The organism is Mycobacterium sp., from assembly GCF_019243155.1.
Classification (GTDB): Bacteria; Actinomycetota; Actinomycetes; order Mycobacteriales; family Mycobacteriaceae; genus Mycobacterium.
Window position 1 is genome coordinate 1 of sequence record NZ_JAFAUS010000538.1, and the last position, 15,123, is coordinate 15,123.

Genomic DNA, 15,123 nt, shown 5'->3' on the forward strand with positions numbered 1-15,123 from the left:
TCGGCCAACAGCTTGGTGCAGTAGGCGCCCGCGATGCCGGTGGACAGATCCACCACCGTATAGCCGGTCAGGGGCGGTTCGATCCGGGGTTGCGCCACTAGTGCTTTCGCTTCGATTTGGCGGCCTTCTTGATGCGCCCTTTCTTGCTCAGGCGCCACTCGGGTGGAAACTTGCCGTCGTTGTCCTTGACCGAGTCGCCCAGACCGCGCTCCATTGCGTCGGCGAGCATCAGATCGCTGTCGGCATCCGGGCGGACGCTGCTCCCCATCGACTCGAAGACGCCGCTGAGCATGCTGCCGAGATACTCGCCCTGGAACTGCTTCATGATCTCGAAGAACACCTTTTGCATGAACACCGTGTCGGTAGGGCGATTGCTGGCGCAGGCCAGCGCGTACTTCTCCACCTCTGCTTCGAGTTGGTCCCTGGGCACCACGCTGTTGAGAAAGTTGCAGTCGTACATCTCCGCGGCGGTGAAAGCCCTTCCGGTGAAAACCATTTCCTGAAATTTGCGGATGCCCATGGTCTGCGCCCACCACCACATGCGGGGTCCCCAGCCGTAATACCGGAACGATGGATGACCGAAGAGCGCGTCGTCGCTGGAGATGACCAGATCCGCATCGGCCGCCTGGTAGAAGTGCCAGCCGTAGCAGTAGCCCTTGGCCTCGAGGATGCTGATCTTTTTGAAGTCCTGCAGTCCGCGGATGCCCGAGTTGGGGTTGGCGTACCACTGGCCCAGGGTGGCCCCGCGGCGGAACGAGCCCTCGGGCGGGAACCTGACCTCGTCGGCCCCGACCCGATATTCGGCCAGACGCGGGCCCTGGTCGGCCGAGTCCTGCACGCGCATGACTTCGGCGAGGTCGGCACCCGAGCCGAGGTCGTCGCCCGCTCCACGCACCACCAGCACCTTGACGTCGTCGTCGATGCTGGCGCGGTGCAACAGATCTGCGTAGCGCAGCCGTGCCGCGATCGTCGGCGCGTTCAGGTAGCCCGGCCGCTCGAACGTGATGGTCGCGATGCGGGTCTTGCGATCCTTCTTGTAGCGAATGATCTTCTCTGCCGCAGGCTCTGGGCCGTCAGGCATCGCTAGGCCTGCCAAAACGGGCTGGAGGTCAGCACTTCGGGCCCGTCGGCGGTGATCAACACCGCCTCTCGCCCGAATACCGCACCGACTCCTTGTTCCCAGACGTATCCGGACACGGCCAGCACCATGCCCGGCTCCAGCCGTTCGCCGGCCGCGGTCGCGGGCAGGTGTTGGGAGACGACGGGCGGGTCAAAGCCCATGCCCAGGCCGCGCGCCACTGGCATCGGCGGGTCGGGCTCCCCCGCGGCCTGATAGGCCGCAAGCAGTTCGCTCGCTCCGGCGCCCGGCCGGCACGCGGCAATCAGCTTGGCCCACAGGCTGTCCCAGCGCCGGTAGAGATCGGCGGCGCCGCCCGGACCGCGCTTCTTGTCGGCCGGCCAGGTACGCCCAACCTCGCCGACGTAGCCGCCCGCCAGCACGCCGGCCGAGAAGGCCACCAGGTCGCCGTCCTGAATGCGACCGTCACCGTTCGTCCTGCGCCACGGGTGCTCCTTCGAAGTCACCCACGCGACATCCTGATTCGACGGGGTGCTCACTCCACCGGCCGCGGAGGCTTCCAGGAGCACACCGGCGAGTGCCTGCTCGCTCACTCCCGGTCGCAGTTCCGCGACGGCCGCGGCCAGGGCCGACTCGGCCACCGCGATGGCCTCTCGCAGCGACGCCAGTTCGTCCGCCGTCTTGATGCGCCGGGCCGCGCGCATCGCCAACTCCCCGTCGACGAGTGCCGCGTTCGGAAACACCATCGGCAAGAGTTGCGCGAAAGCCGGTGACAGGGCGTCGGTTCCGACCCGCCGCGCATCGGCGACGCCTTCGATGCGCTGCAGGGCGGCGACGGTGTTCATCGGATTCCAGGAGATGCCATACAGGTTCTCGTGTGGAATGTCGTCGGGAATGCCCTCGTCCCAGGTGCTGAGCAGATGAATCGCCCCGGTCTGGCGCACCAGCACGCAGGTGGGCCCGAACGGCCGGGTGCCGGCGACCCAGAGCTGCGGCGCTCCCGTGACGTACCGAACGTTGGCTTGTCTGCCGAGGACCAGCACATCGAGGTCGTGGGCCGCCATCTGCTCCAGGGCTCGCTGGCGACGACCCGAGCGCAGTGCGCGGTCGTCGGGCAGGACTTCAGTTGCCATAGGGGTCATAGGGGTAGTCGGTCAATTTGATCCAGCCTTCCTCGGTGATCACCAGCACCTCTTCACTGCGGTAACCGCCGGTGCCGTCCTCCCATACCACGGGCTCCAAGACCAGCACCATCCCGGATTGCAGGACGAAGTTCTCGTCGAACTCCTGGCCGAGATCGGTTCCTATCATGGGCATTTCGGCGGCATTGACGCCGATGCCGTGTCCCAGATAGAAGTGCGGCAGCCAGGGTTTGGTGCCGCCGTTGGCTTCGGTTGCGGCTCTGCCCAAGTCGGCCGCGGTGACTCCGGCCCGGGCGACGTTCAGGACGGCGGTCATGATGTGGAACCATCGGTCGAACTGCGCCTGCTGGCGTGGCGAGGGGTCGCGCCCGACGATCCAGGTGCGCCCGAAGTCCGAGCAGTACCCCCGGTAGGTGATGCTGGCGTCGGTCCACAGCACGTCGCCCTCGGCCAGCTCGCGCTCGGTCGTCAGCAACGGCAATGCCAGGTCCCCGTGGGTGGTCCACACCCCGTCGGCCTTGCTGGCGGGCATCACCTGCCAGATCGGCTCGAGCATGCTGGCGGTGGCGCCCAGCTCGAAGGCCTGCCGCAAAAAGCTTGCCGACAAGTCGATTTGCCGGATGCCGGGCGCCAGGCGCTTGTGGACTTCGACCATCGCCTCGTCGGTGATGCGGATGGCTTTACGCATACAGGACAACTCATCCGGGGTCTTGACCGACTTGGCGGCGCTGACGATCGCGGCGGCGTCGACCGGTGCGCCACCGGGGAACAACGACTTCGACGCGCGCGACATGGCGCCCGTGAACTCGTCGACTCCGACGACGGCCCCGGACGGGATCAGGCCAGCCAGCACGCGCGCGAATTCGCTTACGCCCTCGTCGAATTCGAGGTAAAGCGGCCCGTGCAGGTGATCGTCCGGCAGGTCCGATTCCTGCGCCGCGCCTTCCCGGAACGGCAGGAACAAGTGGGGCCACTCGTCGTCGGCCAGCACGACCGCTACCGGGCGCTCGACGTAGGACAGGCCGGCATCGCCGAGCGGCCAGCTGGCGCCGGTCGCGTAGACCACGGCGTTGTTGCCCAACAGGATCAGCGCGTCCACGCCACGCTCGGTCATTGCCGATCGCAGCCGAGCCCCCGTCTCGCGGCGCAGGCGGCCCAGGTCAGGCGTTTCGGGAATCACCAGGCTCGCGCCGGCGCCCACTGGTGCGAGTGTCGGCACTACAGGCCCAAGAACTTCGTCGCGTTTCCACTGACGATCTTTACCGCGGACTCAGGCCCGACCGCATCGACGACCGCCTTCAATGACTTCTCGGAATAGCCGTACGTGCTTTCGTTGTGCGGGTAATCGCTGGACCACATCACCTTGTCGACGCCGATCTTGTCGATCAACTGAAGGCCGAGCGGGTCGACCATGAAGGACGCGCTCATGTGGGTGTCCCAGTAGTACCGCACATCGTGCTCCAGCGGCCGGTTGAACATGTGCTGATAAGACGCCACCAGGTGCTCGGCGTCCTGCAGGGCCCAGGGCACCCAGGAGATGCCGCCCTCGAACCAGCCGAGGCGCAGCGAGGGGTGGCGGTCGAGGATGCCGCCGAAGATGTACTTGGCGAACGTTTCCCGGAATCCGTCGATGTTGATCATCATGCCGACCACGACGCTGTTGAACTCCGTCGGGCTTTTCGGCGGTGTCTCCCCGATGTGGTGGGTGACGGGTAGGCCGGCGGCCTCGATTTCGTCCCAGACGGCGTCCATCGACGTGCTCGAGTAGTCGATCGGGTTGCCGTCGTCGTCCTTACCGGGGTTGAGCGGCATCAGGAAAGTCTTGAGCCCCAACGACTTCAGCTCTGCCAGGGTCTTCTTGGTACCTTGCGGGTCCCACCAGTTGATCAGCCCCGCACCGTAGAAGTGACCGCCTGCGCGTTCCTGCAACTCGGCGATGTATTCGTTGTAGATGCGGAACGCGAGTTCGCGAAGCTGCTTGTCCGGGTAGTGGAACAGCGCCAGCACCGCGTTGGGGAAGGCGAGCTCCTTTTCGACGCCGTCGTCGTGCAATTCCTGGATGCGCGCTTCGATGTTGGTGCTCGCGGCGCCGGGCAGGTCGTCGTACTGCATCAGCACCGCGCTGAAGTCACCGGGCAGGAAGGACTGGCCCTTGCGCCCGACTTGGTAGGCGCCGTCTTCGTACCAGATCCGCGGCGCCTTGTCTTTGAGGTCCTCGGGGAAGCGCTCGTAGAAGATGTCGGCGGCCAGCGAGATGTGGTTGTCGGCGGAGAAGACCACCGTCCCCTCCGGCAGACCCACGTCGGCGCCACTGGCATGCCCTCGACGATCCTTCGGTGCGCCAAAGCCTTCGGGCGGGTAGAGCGAAATGGTGCTTGACTGAGTCATCGTTGACCCTCCATTCGGATCGGCATTTTTAGCGTAGTTACTTGGGGCTGTTGAATAAAAGGGCTCACCAGGTCACGGGCAATTCGTAGACGCCGTACGCCAGGCGATCGTGTTTGAAGGGAACCTCGTCGAACGGTACGGCCAACTTCATGGTGGGGATGCGCCGGAACAGGGTCTGGAAGACGATCTGTAGTTCCGCGCGAGCCAGCTGCTGGCCCACGCATTGGTGCCTGCCGTATCCGAACGCGACGTTGCGGTCGGCCCCGGAGCGGTGCAGGTACAGCCGGTCCGGCTCGGCGAAAGCGTCGGCATCCCAGTTCGCGGGGGCCAGGTCGATGATGATGCCTTCGCCGGCGCGGATGACCTGCCCGGCGATGTGGATGTCTTCGACCGCGACACGGCGCTGACCGTTCTGGATGATGCTGAGGTAGCGAAGAAGTTCCTCCACGGCGCTGGCGACGACCTTCGGGTCTTCGGCGTCGCGAATGACCGCCAGCTGGTCGGGGTTTTCCAGCAGGGCCAGCACACCCAGCCCGATCATGTTCGCGGTTGTCTCGTGCCCCGCGATCAGCAATCCGGTGCCCAGCTGCGCGGCCTCCTTGACGCTGAGCTCGCCGGCCTTGACACGCTCGGCGAGGTCCGAGACCGCGTCCTCGGCGGGGTTTTCCATCTTGGTCTCGACCAGCTGCGCGAGGTATTTGTGCAGGCTCATCGCGCCCTTCATGGTGTCCTCGGCGGCGGCGAAGCGCGCGAGGCCCACATTGGCGTGGTGCTGGAACATTTCGGCGTCCTCGTAGGGCACGCCCAGCAGCTGGCTGATCACCAGGGACGGAACGGGAAGCGCGATCGCCGCAACCACGTCGGCCGGCTTCGGCCCGGCGAGCATGGTGTCGATGTGGTCGTCGGTGATCTGCTGGATCGTGGGACGCAGGCCCTCTACCCGGCGAAAAGTGAAGGGCTTGGACAACATTCGCCGGAACCGTGTGTGCTCGTCGCCGTCGGAGGTGAAGACCGACCGGGGCCGCTTGTGCACCGTCGACAACATGCCCTCGTTCCAGTGCGGGAATCCCGAGATGCGGTCGTCGACGCTGACCCGGGAGTCGGAAAACAGTTCGCGCACTTGCTCATAGCCGGTGATGAGCCAGGGGGTGCTGCCGTCCCAGATGCGAACTCGGGACAGCGGCCCGGCCTCCGCCATGGCCATGACGTCCGGCGGCGGGGCGAAGGGGCAGCCCGCGTTGCGCGCCATCGGGTAGTCCGGAATCTCTGGGGCCGAGTCGATTCCGGAAGCCTTCGTGCTCGTCAAGGGTTCTGACATGTTTCTCATTCCTCAATGTGAATGGCCAGTGCCGGGCACGCCGCGGCGGCCCGTCGTGCGCCCTCGGCTTGCTGGGCCGATGGGCTTTCGTTGAGCAAGACCACGACGCCGTCCTCGTCGCGCTGATCGAACACCTCGGGCGCATTCATGACGCAGTTTCCCGACGAAGCGCAAACATTCTGGTCGACAATCACTTTCATCTGCAGGTCCTTCACTCGTACGGCGTCACGGGCGCCAGCCACAGGCCCACGATCGCGTCGATGAGCCCGGACGCGGCGGCCCGCCAGGAACGGTGCGGCAGCGCCGCACCGGCGGCAAGCGCGCGCTCGCGGTCGGCGCAGCTGTGCATCAACAGGTTTCGGGCCATGATGTTGCGCTCGAAGTGCACCTCGGCCGGCAGGTCGGGCAGGCATCGGTTGATGCCCTGGACCACCTCGACCAGCGACGGCGAGCTCAGCGCGCCCTTGACGATGATGTTGTAGTAGGCGGGATCGGTCATCGCCTGCGCCGCGAACCGCGCATACCAGGTGGGACTTCCGAGCTCGTCCAAATGGTCGGTGAGCGGCCGCACCAAACAGGCCACCCAGTCCCGCATTCCGGCGACTTGACCGTGGCGTGGCCCCGATTCCAACAGCTCGCCCACCAACCGTTCGCGCAGCTTTTCGACCGGCCCACGGTGCTTTTGCTCGATCGCGCGCACCAGGTCGGCCTTGGTGCCGAAGTGGTAGCCCACGGCGGCGTTGTTGCCCTGCCCGGCGGCCTCGCTGACTTGCCGGTTCGACACTGCGAACATCCCGTGCTCGGCGTACAGCCGCTCGGCCGCCACAAGGATTGCCTCTTGGGTGGAGCTGGCCCGCTCGGTGCGAACGGTCCTGGCGGTGGTCATTTCGCTAGTCAACCTCGTGAAAGATATTAAGTCAAGCGATTGATTTAATTTCTGCGGGCGCGATCGGTGCGCTCTGCCGAACATGCGATGATCACAGCCGATCCAGTGTTATCAGGCGGTCAACCGGTGACAAAGGTCCCTGCCGCGAGGCTCGTTTGCTGGGCCAGTATTGAGTCTTTGCGGGGCGGCATCGCGGCGGTGTCCAAACAGTGAATCGCCGAATGCTGATGTTTTTGGTTGGGAGTGCTCATGTTGTCAGCCGGACGGGTCTCGGCGATCGAGAAATCCGCGTGGTTTCAGACGGGGTGGGCGCCGTATCTGCTGGCCGACAGCGATTTGCGGATTCGCGCGGTGAACCCGGCCTACGAACGCGTCTCGGGGCGCCCACGGGACAGCATGCTCGGCGAGGCGCTCTTCGACGTTTTCCCGGACAACCCCGCCGAGCCGGGAGCGGACGGCGTCGCCCGGGTGGCCGCATCGCTGGAGCGGGTCTTCCGTCGCGGCGCCCGGCACTGGATGGGCGTCCTGCGGTACGACTCGCCGCGCTTTCAGAAACCCGGCGCGTTCACCTACAAGGTCTGGACGCCGGTGAACTCGCCGATCAAGGAGGACGGGAGGACGGTTGCCGTGCTGCATCACGTCCAGGACGTCACCCGCGTCGTTCCCCGTGAGCCCGAGCACGTCGCCTATCCCGAACTCTCGGAGTTGTGGGCCGCCGCCGAGCTGCTGTGCCGCCAGTTCCCCGACCTGCCGGCCGAGGCGGTGCTGAGCGTGCTGACACACTCCCACAGCGTGGTCCTGGAAAACGCCGGTATGCAGGATTTCGAGCGGGCGGAGACGCTGGCCCGGCTGCGGCTGGAAACCCACGCCGGCCACCCGGCTGGCGCGGCCTGAAAACTGCTCGCATCAACCGCTTTTGGGTGAGTCACTCTTGCGCCGGATCGCCTTGCCCGCCGATGCGCCACCGTCCACCGGCAGCACCGTGCCGGTGACATAGCGAGACCGGTCGGTGGCGAAGTACAGCGCCGCCTCGGCGACATCGGCGGGGGTGCCCTCGCGCTTCAACGGGCGGTCGGCCCGCATCGTCTCGCGGATCTTGGCCTCGTACCGCTCGATCTGCTCCTGATCCATGCTCGACGCCGAGGACGCCACGAACGGCGTGGGCACGTTGCCCGGCGCGATCGCGTTCACCCGAACCTCGTAATGGGCCAAGTCAATTGCCGCCGACTTGGTGAACTGGATGACCGCTGCCTTGGACGCGCGGTAGGTCATCACGCCGCCGCCGGCCTGAATTCCACCGATCGAGGTGATGTTGATGACCGATCCCCCGCCGTTCTCGGCCATGTGCCGGGCGGCATCCCGGGTACCCGCCATCACCCCCAGGACGTTGACCGCCATCACACGATGGAAGTCGGCCAGGTCGTCGTCCAGGAACCGGGGGTGCATGATTCCCGAGAGCCCGGCGTTGTTCACCATCACGTGCAGGCCGCCGAAACTCTCCACGGCCGCGGCTATCAGCGCCGCGACCTGTTCGGGATCGGAGACGTCCGTCCGGCGAAAGAGCGCACCGGGGCCGAGTGCCGCCGCGAGCTCCTCGCCCTTGTCGGTCTCGATGTCTCCGATGACCACCCGAGCGCCCTCGGCTGTAAACCTCTCCACGGTGGCGCGGCCGATACCGGACGCTCCTCCGGTGACGATGGCGACCTTGCCCGTCAGTTCGTTGACCACACGACGAGTTAATCGGCGCCGACCGCATTAAGTCAAGCAGTTGATTTAAGAACGCCGGTCGCGCTGGCGTCCGCACTCGTGCGCGTCGGCCGCCTTTGCGGCCGGAATCTCTATTCGCATGGCAGCCTCCGCGCAAAGCCCGACCGTAGGCGTTGATCTCGCACTAATGTTGCACTCGCGACTCGCGGCCGCGACGAGAAACTTGTTGTCCACACGGAAGGCTCGAAGATGACGGTCTTGGTTATCGGAGGCAGCGGGCTCATCGGATCGCAGGTGGTGGCCATGCTGAGCGAGCAGGGACACGAGGCGGTGGCGGCCTCACCGAGATCGGGCGTCAACTCCGTCACCGGCGAAGGTTTAGCCGACGCCCTTGCCGGCGTGCAGACGGTCGTGGACGTGTCCAATTCGCCGTCCTGGGCCGACGACGACGTGCTGAACTTCTTCACCGATTCGACCCGCAATCTGCTCGAGGCAGAGCGGGCCGCCGGCGCGCAACATCACGTCGCACTCTCGATCGTGGGAGCCGACCGCGCGGGCGAAAGCGGCTACATGCGGGCCAAAGTCGCCCAGGAGAAGCTGATCGTGGAATCGGGATTCCCGTATTCAATCGTGCGGGCGACGCAATTCTTCGAATTCGTTGACGGCATTGCGGATTCGTTGGCCGTTGATGACACGGTTCGCGCGCCGCACGGGGCGTTTCAGCCCATCGCCGCCTCCGACGTCGCCAGGGGCGTCACCCGGGTGGCGATCGGACCGCCGCTCAACGGCGTCCTGAACATCGCCGGTCCCGACAAGGCGGGAATGGACGACTTCATCCGTTCCCGGTTCGCCGCTTCCGGTGATGCACGCCAAGTGGTGACCGACCCTAAGGCCCGTTATTACGGCGCGGTGCTCGACGAGCGGAGCATCGTTCCGATCGACGGCGAGGACACGACCGTCTTCGAAACTCACTTCAGCGACTGGGTGTCGTCGCAACCGGCCGCTCACTAGCAGTAGTGCCCACTGCCTCTGGGCCACAACGTATTCGGGCAAAACGGCAATGGAGGTCGAGCCAGGAAACGACGAGGAGCGATCAATGCCTGCGCCACCCACAAGCGGCGTCCGTTTCGACGGAACGCGACTCACCAGACGCGGATTCATCGCCGCCGGCATCGCCGGCGGACTGGCGCTGACTGCTTGCAGCCAATCGAAACCCGCGCAGTCCGCCGTCGAACGGATGTCCGCCGCGATCGCCGCGGCAGAGGCGGCCCGCCCACACAGCGGCCGCACCGTCACCGTCAGTCTGACCCCCCAGCAAGCCCACATCGACTTGGGCGGTCCCATCGTCCGCACGCTGGCCTACGGCAACACCATCCCGGGCCCGCCCATCCGCGCCCGCATCGGCGACGAGCTTGCGGTGACGGTGGCGAGTTGGCTCGACCATCCGACATCGGTGCATTGGCACGGCATCGCACTGCGCAACGACATGGACGGCGCTTTGCCCGCCACGCCGAACATTCCGGCTAGCCAAGACTTCACCTACCGGTTCTCCGTGCCGAACTCGGGCACCTACTGGGCTCATCCGCACACCGGACTGGATGAAGACATGGGACTGTACCTGCCGATCATCGTCGAGGATCCGACCGAGGGCAACTACGACACAGAATGGGTTGTCGTGCTTGATGATTGGACCGACGGCGTCGGGAAAAGCCCGCAGCAGCTGTACGCCGAGCTCACCGGTCCGGACAAGCCCCCGATGCAGATGAGCCCGGAAACGACGAGCGCATCCGCGCCGGCCATGCCGGGCATGCCGGCACCCTCGGCCGGCAGCGTCGGCTCCAGCGACCTCCTCGGCGGCGACGCCGGAGACATCGTCTACCCCTACTACCTGATCAACGGCCGAATTCCGGCCGCGCCCACCGTTTTCAACGCAAGACCGGGCCAGCAGATCCGGATTCGTTTCATCAACACCGCTTCCGACACCACATTCCGGGTCGCTTTGGCCGGTCACGCGATGACCGTCACCCACACCGACGGCTACCCGGTGGTGCCCACCCAGGTGGACGCACTGCTCATCGGCATGGCCGAGCGCTACGACGTCACCGTGACCGCCGCGGACGGCATATTCCCGCTGGTCGCTCTCGCGGAAGGCAAGAACGCACTGGCGCGGGCGCTGCTCTCCACGGGTGCCGGTAGCGCGCCGGACCCGCAGTTCCAGCCGGCCGAGCTGACCAGGCAGGTCGGCACCATCGCGATGTTCACCGCCACCACGCCGGTCAACCTGGGCCGGCCGGACCCCGATCTCAACCTCCCAGTCGTGTTGGGCGGCAACATGACCCAATACAACTGGATGATCAACGGCCAGCCCTACAGCAAGACCGATCCGTTGCACGTGCGCCAGGGCCAACACCCCACCCTGACGTTCGACAACCAGACGATGATGTATCACCCGATTCACCTGCACGGCCATACCTTTCAGGTGCTCAAGGCCGACGGCAGTCCCGGCGCCCGGAAAGACACCGTCATCGTGCTGCCCGGGCAGAAGCTGGTGGCCGTACTGGTCGCCGACAACCCCGGCACCTGGGTGATGCACTGCCACAACACTTATCACCAATTCGCCGGGATGGAGACCCGACTGGACTACGTCTTCTAGTCAGACCGTAGCCAGGAATTCCAGCATCACCTCGTTGACGGCCGAGGCCTGCTCGATCTGCGGACAGTGGCCGGCGCCGTCCACCACGGTCGAGCGAGCGCCATCGATCTGTTTGGCTATCTGCGCGGCCCAGCCGGTCGGTAGCAACTTGTCATCGCCGCCCTCGACGACGATCGTCGGCACTTTGATGCGCTCGTAGGCTCGCGCGCTGGACGGAGTGGAGGACGGCGTGGCGTTCGGACGGCGGAACCGCGCGGCGGCAATGGCCTCCCACGCCCCGGGCGCGGTGCTCGACTCGTAGCGGCGCTGCACGTAGTCGTCGTCGGCGGGGTAGCCGGAATCGTAGAACAGCGCCTCGACGATGCGCCGCATCGCCGGCAGCGTCGCGTCGTAGGATTGCAGCGCCTCGAAATACTGATTTTGCTGAATCTCGCCGCCCCCGCAGATGATTCCGAGCGAACGCATTCGAAACCGCGGTGCCTCAGAGGTGGCGTCGGTGAGCAGGTTGATGGCGCCCATCGAGTTGCCGACGAAGTGCGCCGAGTCGATGCCGAGCACCTCACAGAACCGCGCCACGTGCCGAATGCGCATCCCGCGTCCGTCGACGAAGTCGATGACCTTCGCCGATTGCCCGTAGCCCAGCTGGTCGGGCGCCAGGACCCGGTAGCGCGCGGCGAGCGCTTCGATGTTGCGCTCCCAGCCGAGCTCAGCGCTGGCGCCGAACTCGCCGCCGTGCAACAGAATCACCGGGTCGCCTTCGCCCGCTTCCAGGTAGCTGGTGACCAGGCCGTCGACCGACATGGTTTTGCGATGAATCTCCATCGCCCGCCTTTTCTATTTGATCGCGATCGGATTCAACGGCGAACCGACCGCCCCCACAAACCTCAGGGGCGGTGCGACGAGCTGGAACTCGTACACGCCGTCCGCGGCGCAGTCGGCCGCCAGCGCAGTCAGGTCCCAGTACTCACCGAGCATCAGCCCCATGTCTCGCAGGCAGAGCAGGTGGAAGGGCAGGAACACGCCGTCGACGCCGGACACCGGGTCTTCGACCTGAAGGTTGTCGGATGCGACCGCCGCGGCCTCGTGATCGTGCAACCACGCGGCGCACCGCCAGTCCAGCCCGGAGTACCGCTCGGTTTTGTTGCCGGTCTGCAGATACCTTGCCCACCAACCGGTCCGGATCAGCACGATGTCGCCGGTCTCGATCGTCACGCCTTGCGCGCGGGCGACGTCATCCAATTCCTCAGGGGTGATTGGATTTCCGTGTTCGAGGAAGACCTCTGCGTTGCGATGGCGGACCAGGTCCAACAACACCCCGCGTGACGTGATGCCCTTGACATCAACCTTTTCGATGCCGCAGTGGTAGGCCCCCAAACTCGTCACCGAGCCGGCCGCGAACCCGTTGTACAGCTGGTCGTCGTAGTAGACGTGAGACAGCGCATCCCATTGGGTGGCGGCTTGCAGAGGCATGATGATCATGTCGTCGTTGAAGCGGAAGATGTTGTCGACGAAGTAGGGAGCCATTTGTGCCGCCGTCGGATTTTGCTCCCACCCCGGGCCGTACTGCGCCAGCGTGTTCGCGTCTCCCCCGTCGACCGTCATGACGTGGATGGGGTTGTGCCGAAACCCGAAGGCGCCCTGCGGACCCGAGGACCCGAAATCCACCCCGAGTGGAAACACCTTGCCGTGCCGGACCAGGCCCGCGGCTTGCGCGACCTTCTCGGCGGTGATGAAGTTCAGCGTTCCCAGCTCGTCGTCGGCGCCCCAGCGCCCCCAGTTGGACACCTCGCCGGCGGTCCGCCGAAAGTCGGTCACACTGGCCACGGGGCCCCTTCCTCGAGCTCACGGGCGATGCCGGCACCCACATTGCCGCCGTCGACCCACAACACCTGGCCCGAAATATAGCTCGCGGCAGAGCTATTCAGGAAGAGCAAGACCGCGGCTTGCTCGGCGGGCTCGCTGACGCGGCCCAGCGGCTTCGGAATGTCGTCGAGGAAGCCCTGCCCGTAGGCCGACCGCAGCTGGTCCAGGATCGGTGTTTCGGTGACCCCGGGGCCGGTGCAGTTGATGCGAATCCCCCTGGCCCCCAACCGGGTGACGCTTTGCATCGTGTAGAGGATGATCGCTTCCTTCGACAATTGGTAGCCGGTGCCCAGCGCGTCGGGATGCCCGGCACACCAGTCGATACCGTCTCGCATCGTCGCGGTGCCGAGCAACGGCGCCACCTCGTGCAGGTGTTCGCGGTATGCAGCGGCCGCGAGCGACGACACGCTGACGATGGACGAGCCGGCCGCCATCCTCGGGATCAGCGCCTCGGTGACGTGCCGCAGACCCAGGAAGTTGATCGTGACGATCAGGGCCGGGTTGCCGATGCCGGAGGAGACACCCGCGATGTTGAACAGCGCGTCGACCCGGTCGCCGACGGCCGCCACCGCGTCATCGATCGACGCCGGCTCGGCGAGGTCGACTTCGTGAAAGTCGTTGATTTCGACTGTCGGTGGGCGTTTGTCGAGCCCGACGACCTCAGCCCCGAGCTCAGTGAGCTGGCGCACCACATGTTCGCCGATGCCCGACGCACATCCGGTCACCACCGCGCGGCGACCGTCGTAGCGCCACAGCTCGTCGATTGATCGCACGGCCGCCTACTTCTGGCTCTGTTCGTCCTTTGCGCGCTGCGCCGCCTGGACGCGGCCCTCGTTAATCTCCGCCATGGCCTCGGGGATCTCGCTGGCGGTGAACTTACCGCCCCGGCCGGTGGGCAGGCCACCGAAGGAGTAGTTCTCGTCGAACTGCGGGGCGGTCGACTCCGGCCTGCGCGACTCCACCTTCTCGATCACCGGCTCGAGCCGCTTGGCCTTCTCCGCAACCGCTTTCGCGTCGCGCTCGATGAACTCGGGGAGCACCTCTTTACCCATCAACTCGATGGATTCCATGGTGCCCTCGTGGCTGCGCGGGTTGAGCAGCAAGATGATCTCGTCGACCCCGCTCTCCTCGTAACCACGCAGGAATTCGCGCACGGTCGCCGGCGATCCGATCGCGCCGCGCCCGGGCCCGTAAGCCAACGTCGGGTCTTTTTCGACCTCTTCGAGATACCGCTTCCACACACCGGTCCGGCCAGGGGTGTGCACCCCTGTCATGTAGTAGTGCATGATCCCGAAGGAGAAGAATCCGCCGCCCTGGCCCAGGCGTTGCAGCGCCTGCTCATCGGTCTTGGCGACCATCATCGACAAATCGCCGCCGATGGCCAAGATGTTCGGATTGATCCGCGGCGTGACCGGGACGCCGTTCTCCTCGAACTCCTTGTAGTAGCCGTTGACCCGCTCGGTCAGCGGGCCGGGACCGGTGTAGGCGAAACTCAAAGCGCCGATGGCCTTCTGCGCGGCCATCTGCACGCTGGCCGGGCGGGTGCAGGCGACCCAGACCGGCGGGTGCGGCTTTTGCAGCGGCTTGGGAACGACATTGCGAGCCGGCATCTGCACGTGCTGGCCCTTGAACCCGGTAAACGGTTCCTCGATCATGCAGCGGATCGAGACCTCGAGCGCCTCCTCCCACTGGGCGCGTTTGTCGGCGGGATCGATGTTGAATCCGCCCAATTCACCGACCGAGGACGACTCGCCCGTGCCGAATTCGACACGCCCGTTGGAGAGCAGGTCGAGGGTGGAGATGCGCTCGGCGACCCGGGCGGGGTGGTTGACCATGGGGGGCAGATGCATGATGCCGAATCCCAGCCGGATGTTCTTGGTCCGCTGGCTGGCCGCGGCCAGGAAGATCTCCGGCGCTGTGGAATGACAGTATTCCTCGAGGAAGTGGTGCTCGGTCAGCCAGACCGTGGAAAACCCCGCTTTGTCGGCGGCTTCGACCTCGTCGAGGCACTCCTGCAGCATGACGTGTTCGTCGTCGGGTGCCCAGGGCCGCGGCAGGGCGAATTCGTAGAACAGCGAGATTTTCATT

Annotated in this window: 15 protein-coding genes; 3 read left to right on the forward strand and 12 right to left on the reverse strand. The window is 65.7% G+C overall.

The window, feature by feature from the left end; translation table 11 throughout:
• Positions 1-97: 97 nt before the first annotated feature.
• The 7 genes from JOZ00_RS27315 to JOZ00_RS27345 all read right to left on the reverse strand — a co-directional run bounded on the left by JOZ00_RS27315 (position 98) and on the right by JOZ00_RS27345 (position 6,812).
• Entirely contained in the window at positions 98-1,081 is a 984-nt protein-coding gene (locus JOZ00_RS27315) for an enoyl-CoA hydratase/isomerase family protein (protein WP_293350930.1), read from the reverse strand.
• Positions 1,082-1,083: 2 nt separating this feature from the next.
• Complete coding sequence (locus tag JOZ00_RS27320; protein WP_293350933.1) at positions 1,084-2,211, reverse strand: M24 family metallopeptidase; 1,128 nt, start codon at positions 2,209-2,211, stop codon at positions 1,084-1,086.
• Complete coding sequence (locus tag JOZ00_RS27325) at positions 2,201-3,421, reverse strand: Xaa-Pro peptidase family protein (RefSeq protein ID WP_293350935.1); 1,221 nt, start codon at positions 3,419-3,421, stop codon at positions 2,201-2,203. The genes JOZ00_RS27320 and JOZ00_RS27325 overlap by 11 nt, the downstream gene beginning before the upstream one ends.
• A 17-nt stretch (positions 3,422-3,438) precedes the next feature.
• Positions 3,439-4,500, reverse strand: coding sequence for an amidohydrolase family protein (locus JOZ00_RS27330; RefSeq protein WP_293351010.1), 1,062 nt, complete (start codon positions 4,498-4,500; stop codon positions 3,439-3,441).
• Between the two features lie 172 nt (positions 4,501-4,672).
• Positions 4,673-5,926, reverse strand: coding sequence for a cytochrome P450 (locus tag JOZ00_RS27335; RefSeq protein WP_293350937.1), 1,254 nt, complete (start codon positions 5,924-5,926; stop codon positions 4,673-4,675).
• A gap of 5 nt (positions 5,927-5,931) precedes the next feature.
• Entirely contained in the window at positions 5,932-6,126 is a 195-nt protein-coding gene (locus JOZ00_RS27340) for a ferredoxin (protein WP_293351013.1), read from the reverse strand.
• 11 nt (positions 6,127-6,137) lie between these two features.
• Positions 6,138-6,812 carry a helix-turn-helix domain-containing protein gene (locus JOZ00_RS27345; RefSeq protein ID WP_293350939.1) on the reverse strand — a complete coding sequence of 225 codons (675 nt, stop codon included), beginning with the start codon at positions 6,810-6,812 and terminating at the stop codon, positions 6,138-6,140.
• Between the two features lie 249 nt (positions 6,813-7,061).
• On the opposite strand from JOZ00_RS27345, the gene JOZ00_RS27350 reads away from it, so the two are divergent.
• Entirely contained in the window at positions 7,062-7,706 is a 645-nt protein-coding gene (locus JOZ00_RS27350) for a PAS domain-containing protein (protein ID WP_293350942.1), read from the forward strand.
• Between the two features lie 12 nt (positions 7,707-7,718).
• On the opposite strand, the gene JOZ00_RS27355 is transcribed toward JOZ00_RS27350, so the two are convergent.
• On the reverse strand, positions 7,719-8,540 hold the full coding sequence (locus JOZ00_RS27355) for an SDR family oxidoreductase (protein ID WP_293350945.1): 822 nt from the start codon (positions 8,538-8,540) through the stop codon (positions 7,719-7,721).
• A 228-nt stretch (positions 8,541-8,768) separates the two neighbouring features.
• On the opposite strand from JOZ00_RS27355, the gene JOZ00_RS27360 reads away from it, so the two are divergent.
• Complete coding sequence (locus JOZ00_RS27360) at positions 8,769-9,530, forward strand: SDR family oxidoreductase (protein WP_293350948.1); 762 nt, start codon at positions 8,769-8,771, stop codon at positions 9,528-9,530.
• Positions 9,531-9,615: 85 nt separating this feature from the next.
• Positions 9,616-11,172, forward strand: coding sequence for a multicopper oxidase family protein (locus JOZ00_RS27365; RefSeq protein ID WP_293350951.1), 1,557 nt, complete (start codon positions 9,616-9,618; stop codon positions 11,170-11,172).
• Here JOZ00_RS27365 and JOZ00_RS27370 read toward each other — a convergent pair whose 3' ends face one another.
• From JOZ00_RS27370 to JOZ00_RS27385, 4 genes are read right to left on the reverse strand one after another with little or no spacing between them, the layout of a single operon-like run.
• Positions 11,173-11,994, reverse strand: coding sequence for an alpha/beta fold hydrolase (locus JOZ00_RS27370; RefSeq protein ID WP_293350954.1), 822 nt, complete (start codon positions 11,992-11,994; stop codon positions 11,173-11,175). It abuts the gene before it with no gap.
• Between the two features lie 12 nt (positions 11,995-12,006).
• The gene (locus tag JOZ00_RS27375; protein WP_293350957.1) at positions 12,007-12,996 is read right to left on the reverse strand and encodes a cyclase family protein; all 990 of its coding nucleotides are present in this window, start codon (positions 12,994-12,996) and stop codon (positions 12,007-12,009) included.
• Positions 12,984-13,808 carry a coniferyl-alcohol dehydrogenase gene (locus JOZ00_RS27380; protein WP_293350960.1) on the reverse strand — a complete coding sequence of 275 codons (825 nt, stop codon included), beginning with the start codon at positions 13,806-13,808 and terminating at the stop codon, positions 12,984-12,986. Before JOZ00_RS27380 ends, JOZ00_RS27375 begins: the two co-directional genes overlap by 13 nt.
• A gap of 6 nt (positions 13,809-13,814) precedes the next feature.
• A complete protein-coding gene (locus tag JOZ00_RS27385; RefSeq protein ID WP_293350963.1) occupies positions 13,815-15,122 on the reverse strand; it encodes an LLM class flavin-dependent oxidoreductase in 1,308 nt (435 codons plus the stop codon).
• Position 15,123 lies beyond the last annotated feature (1 nt).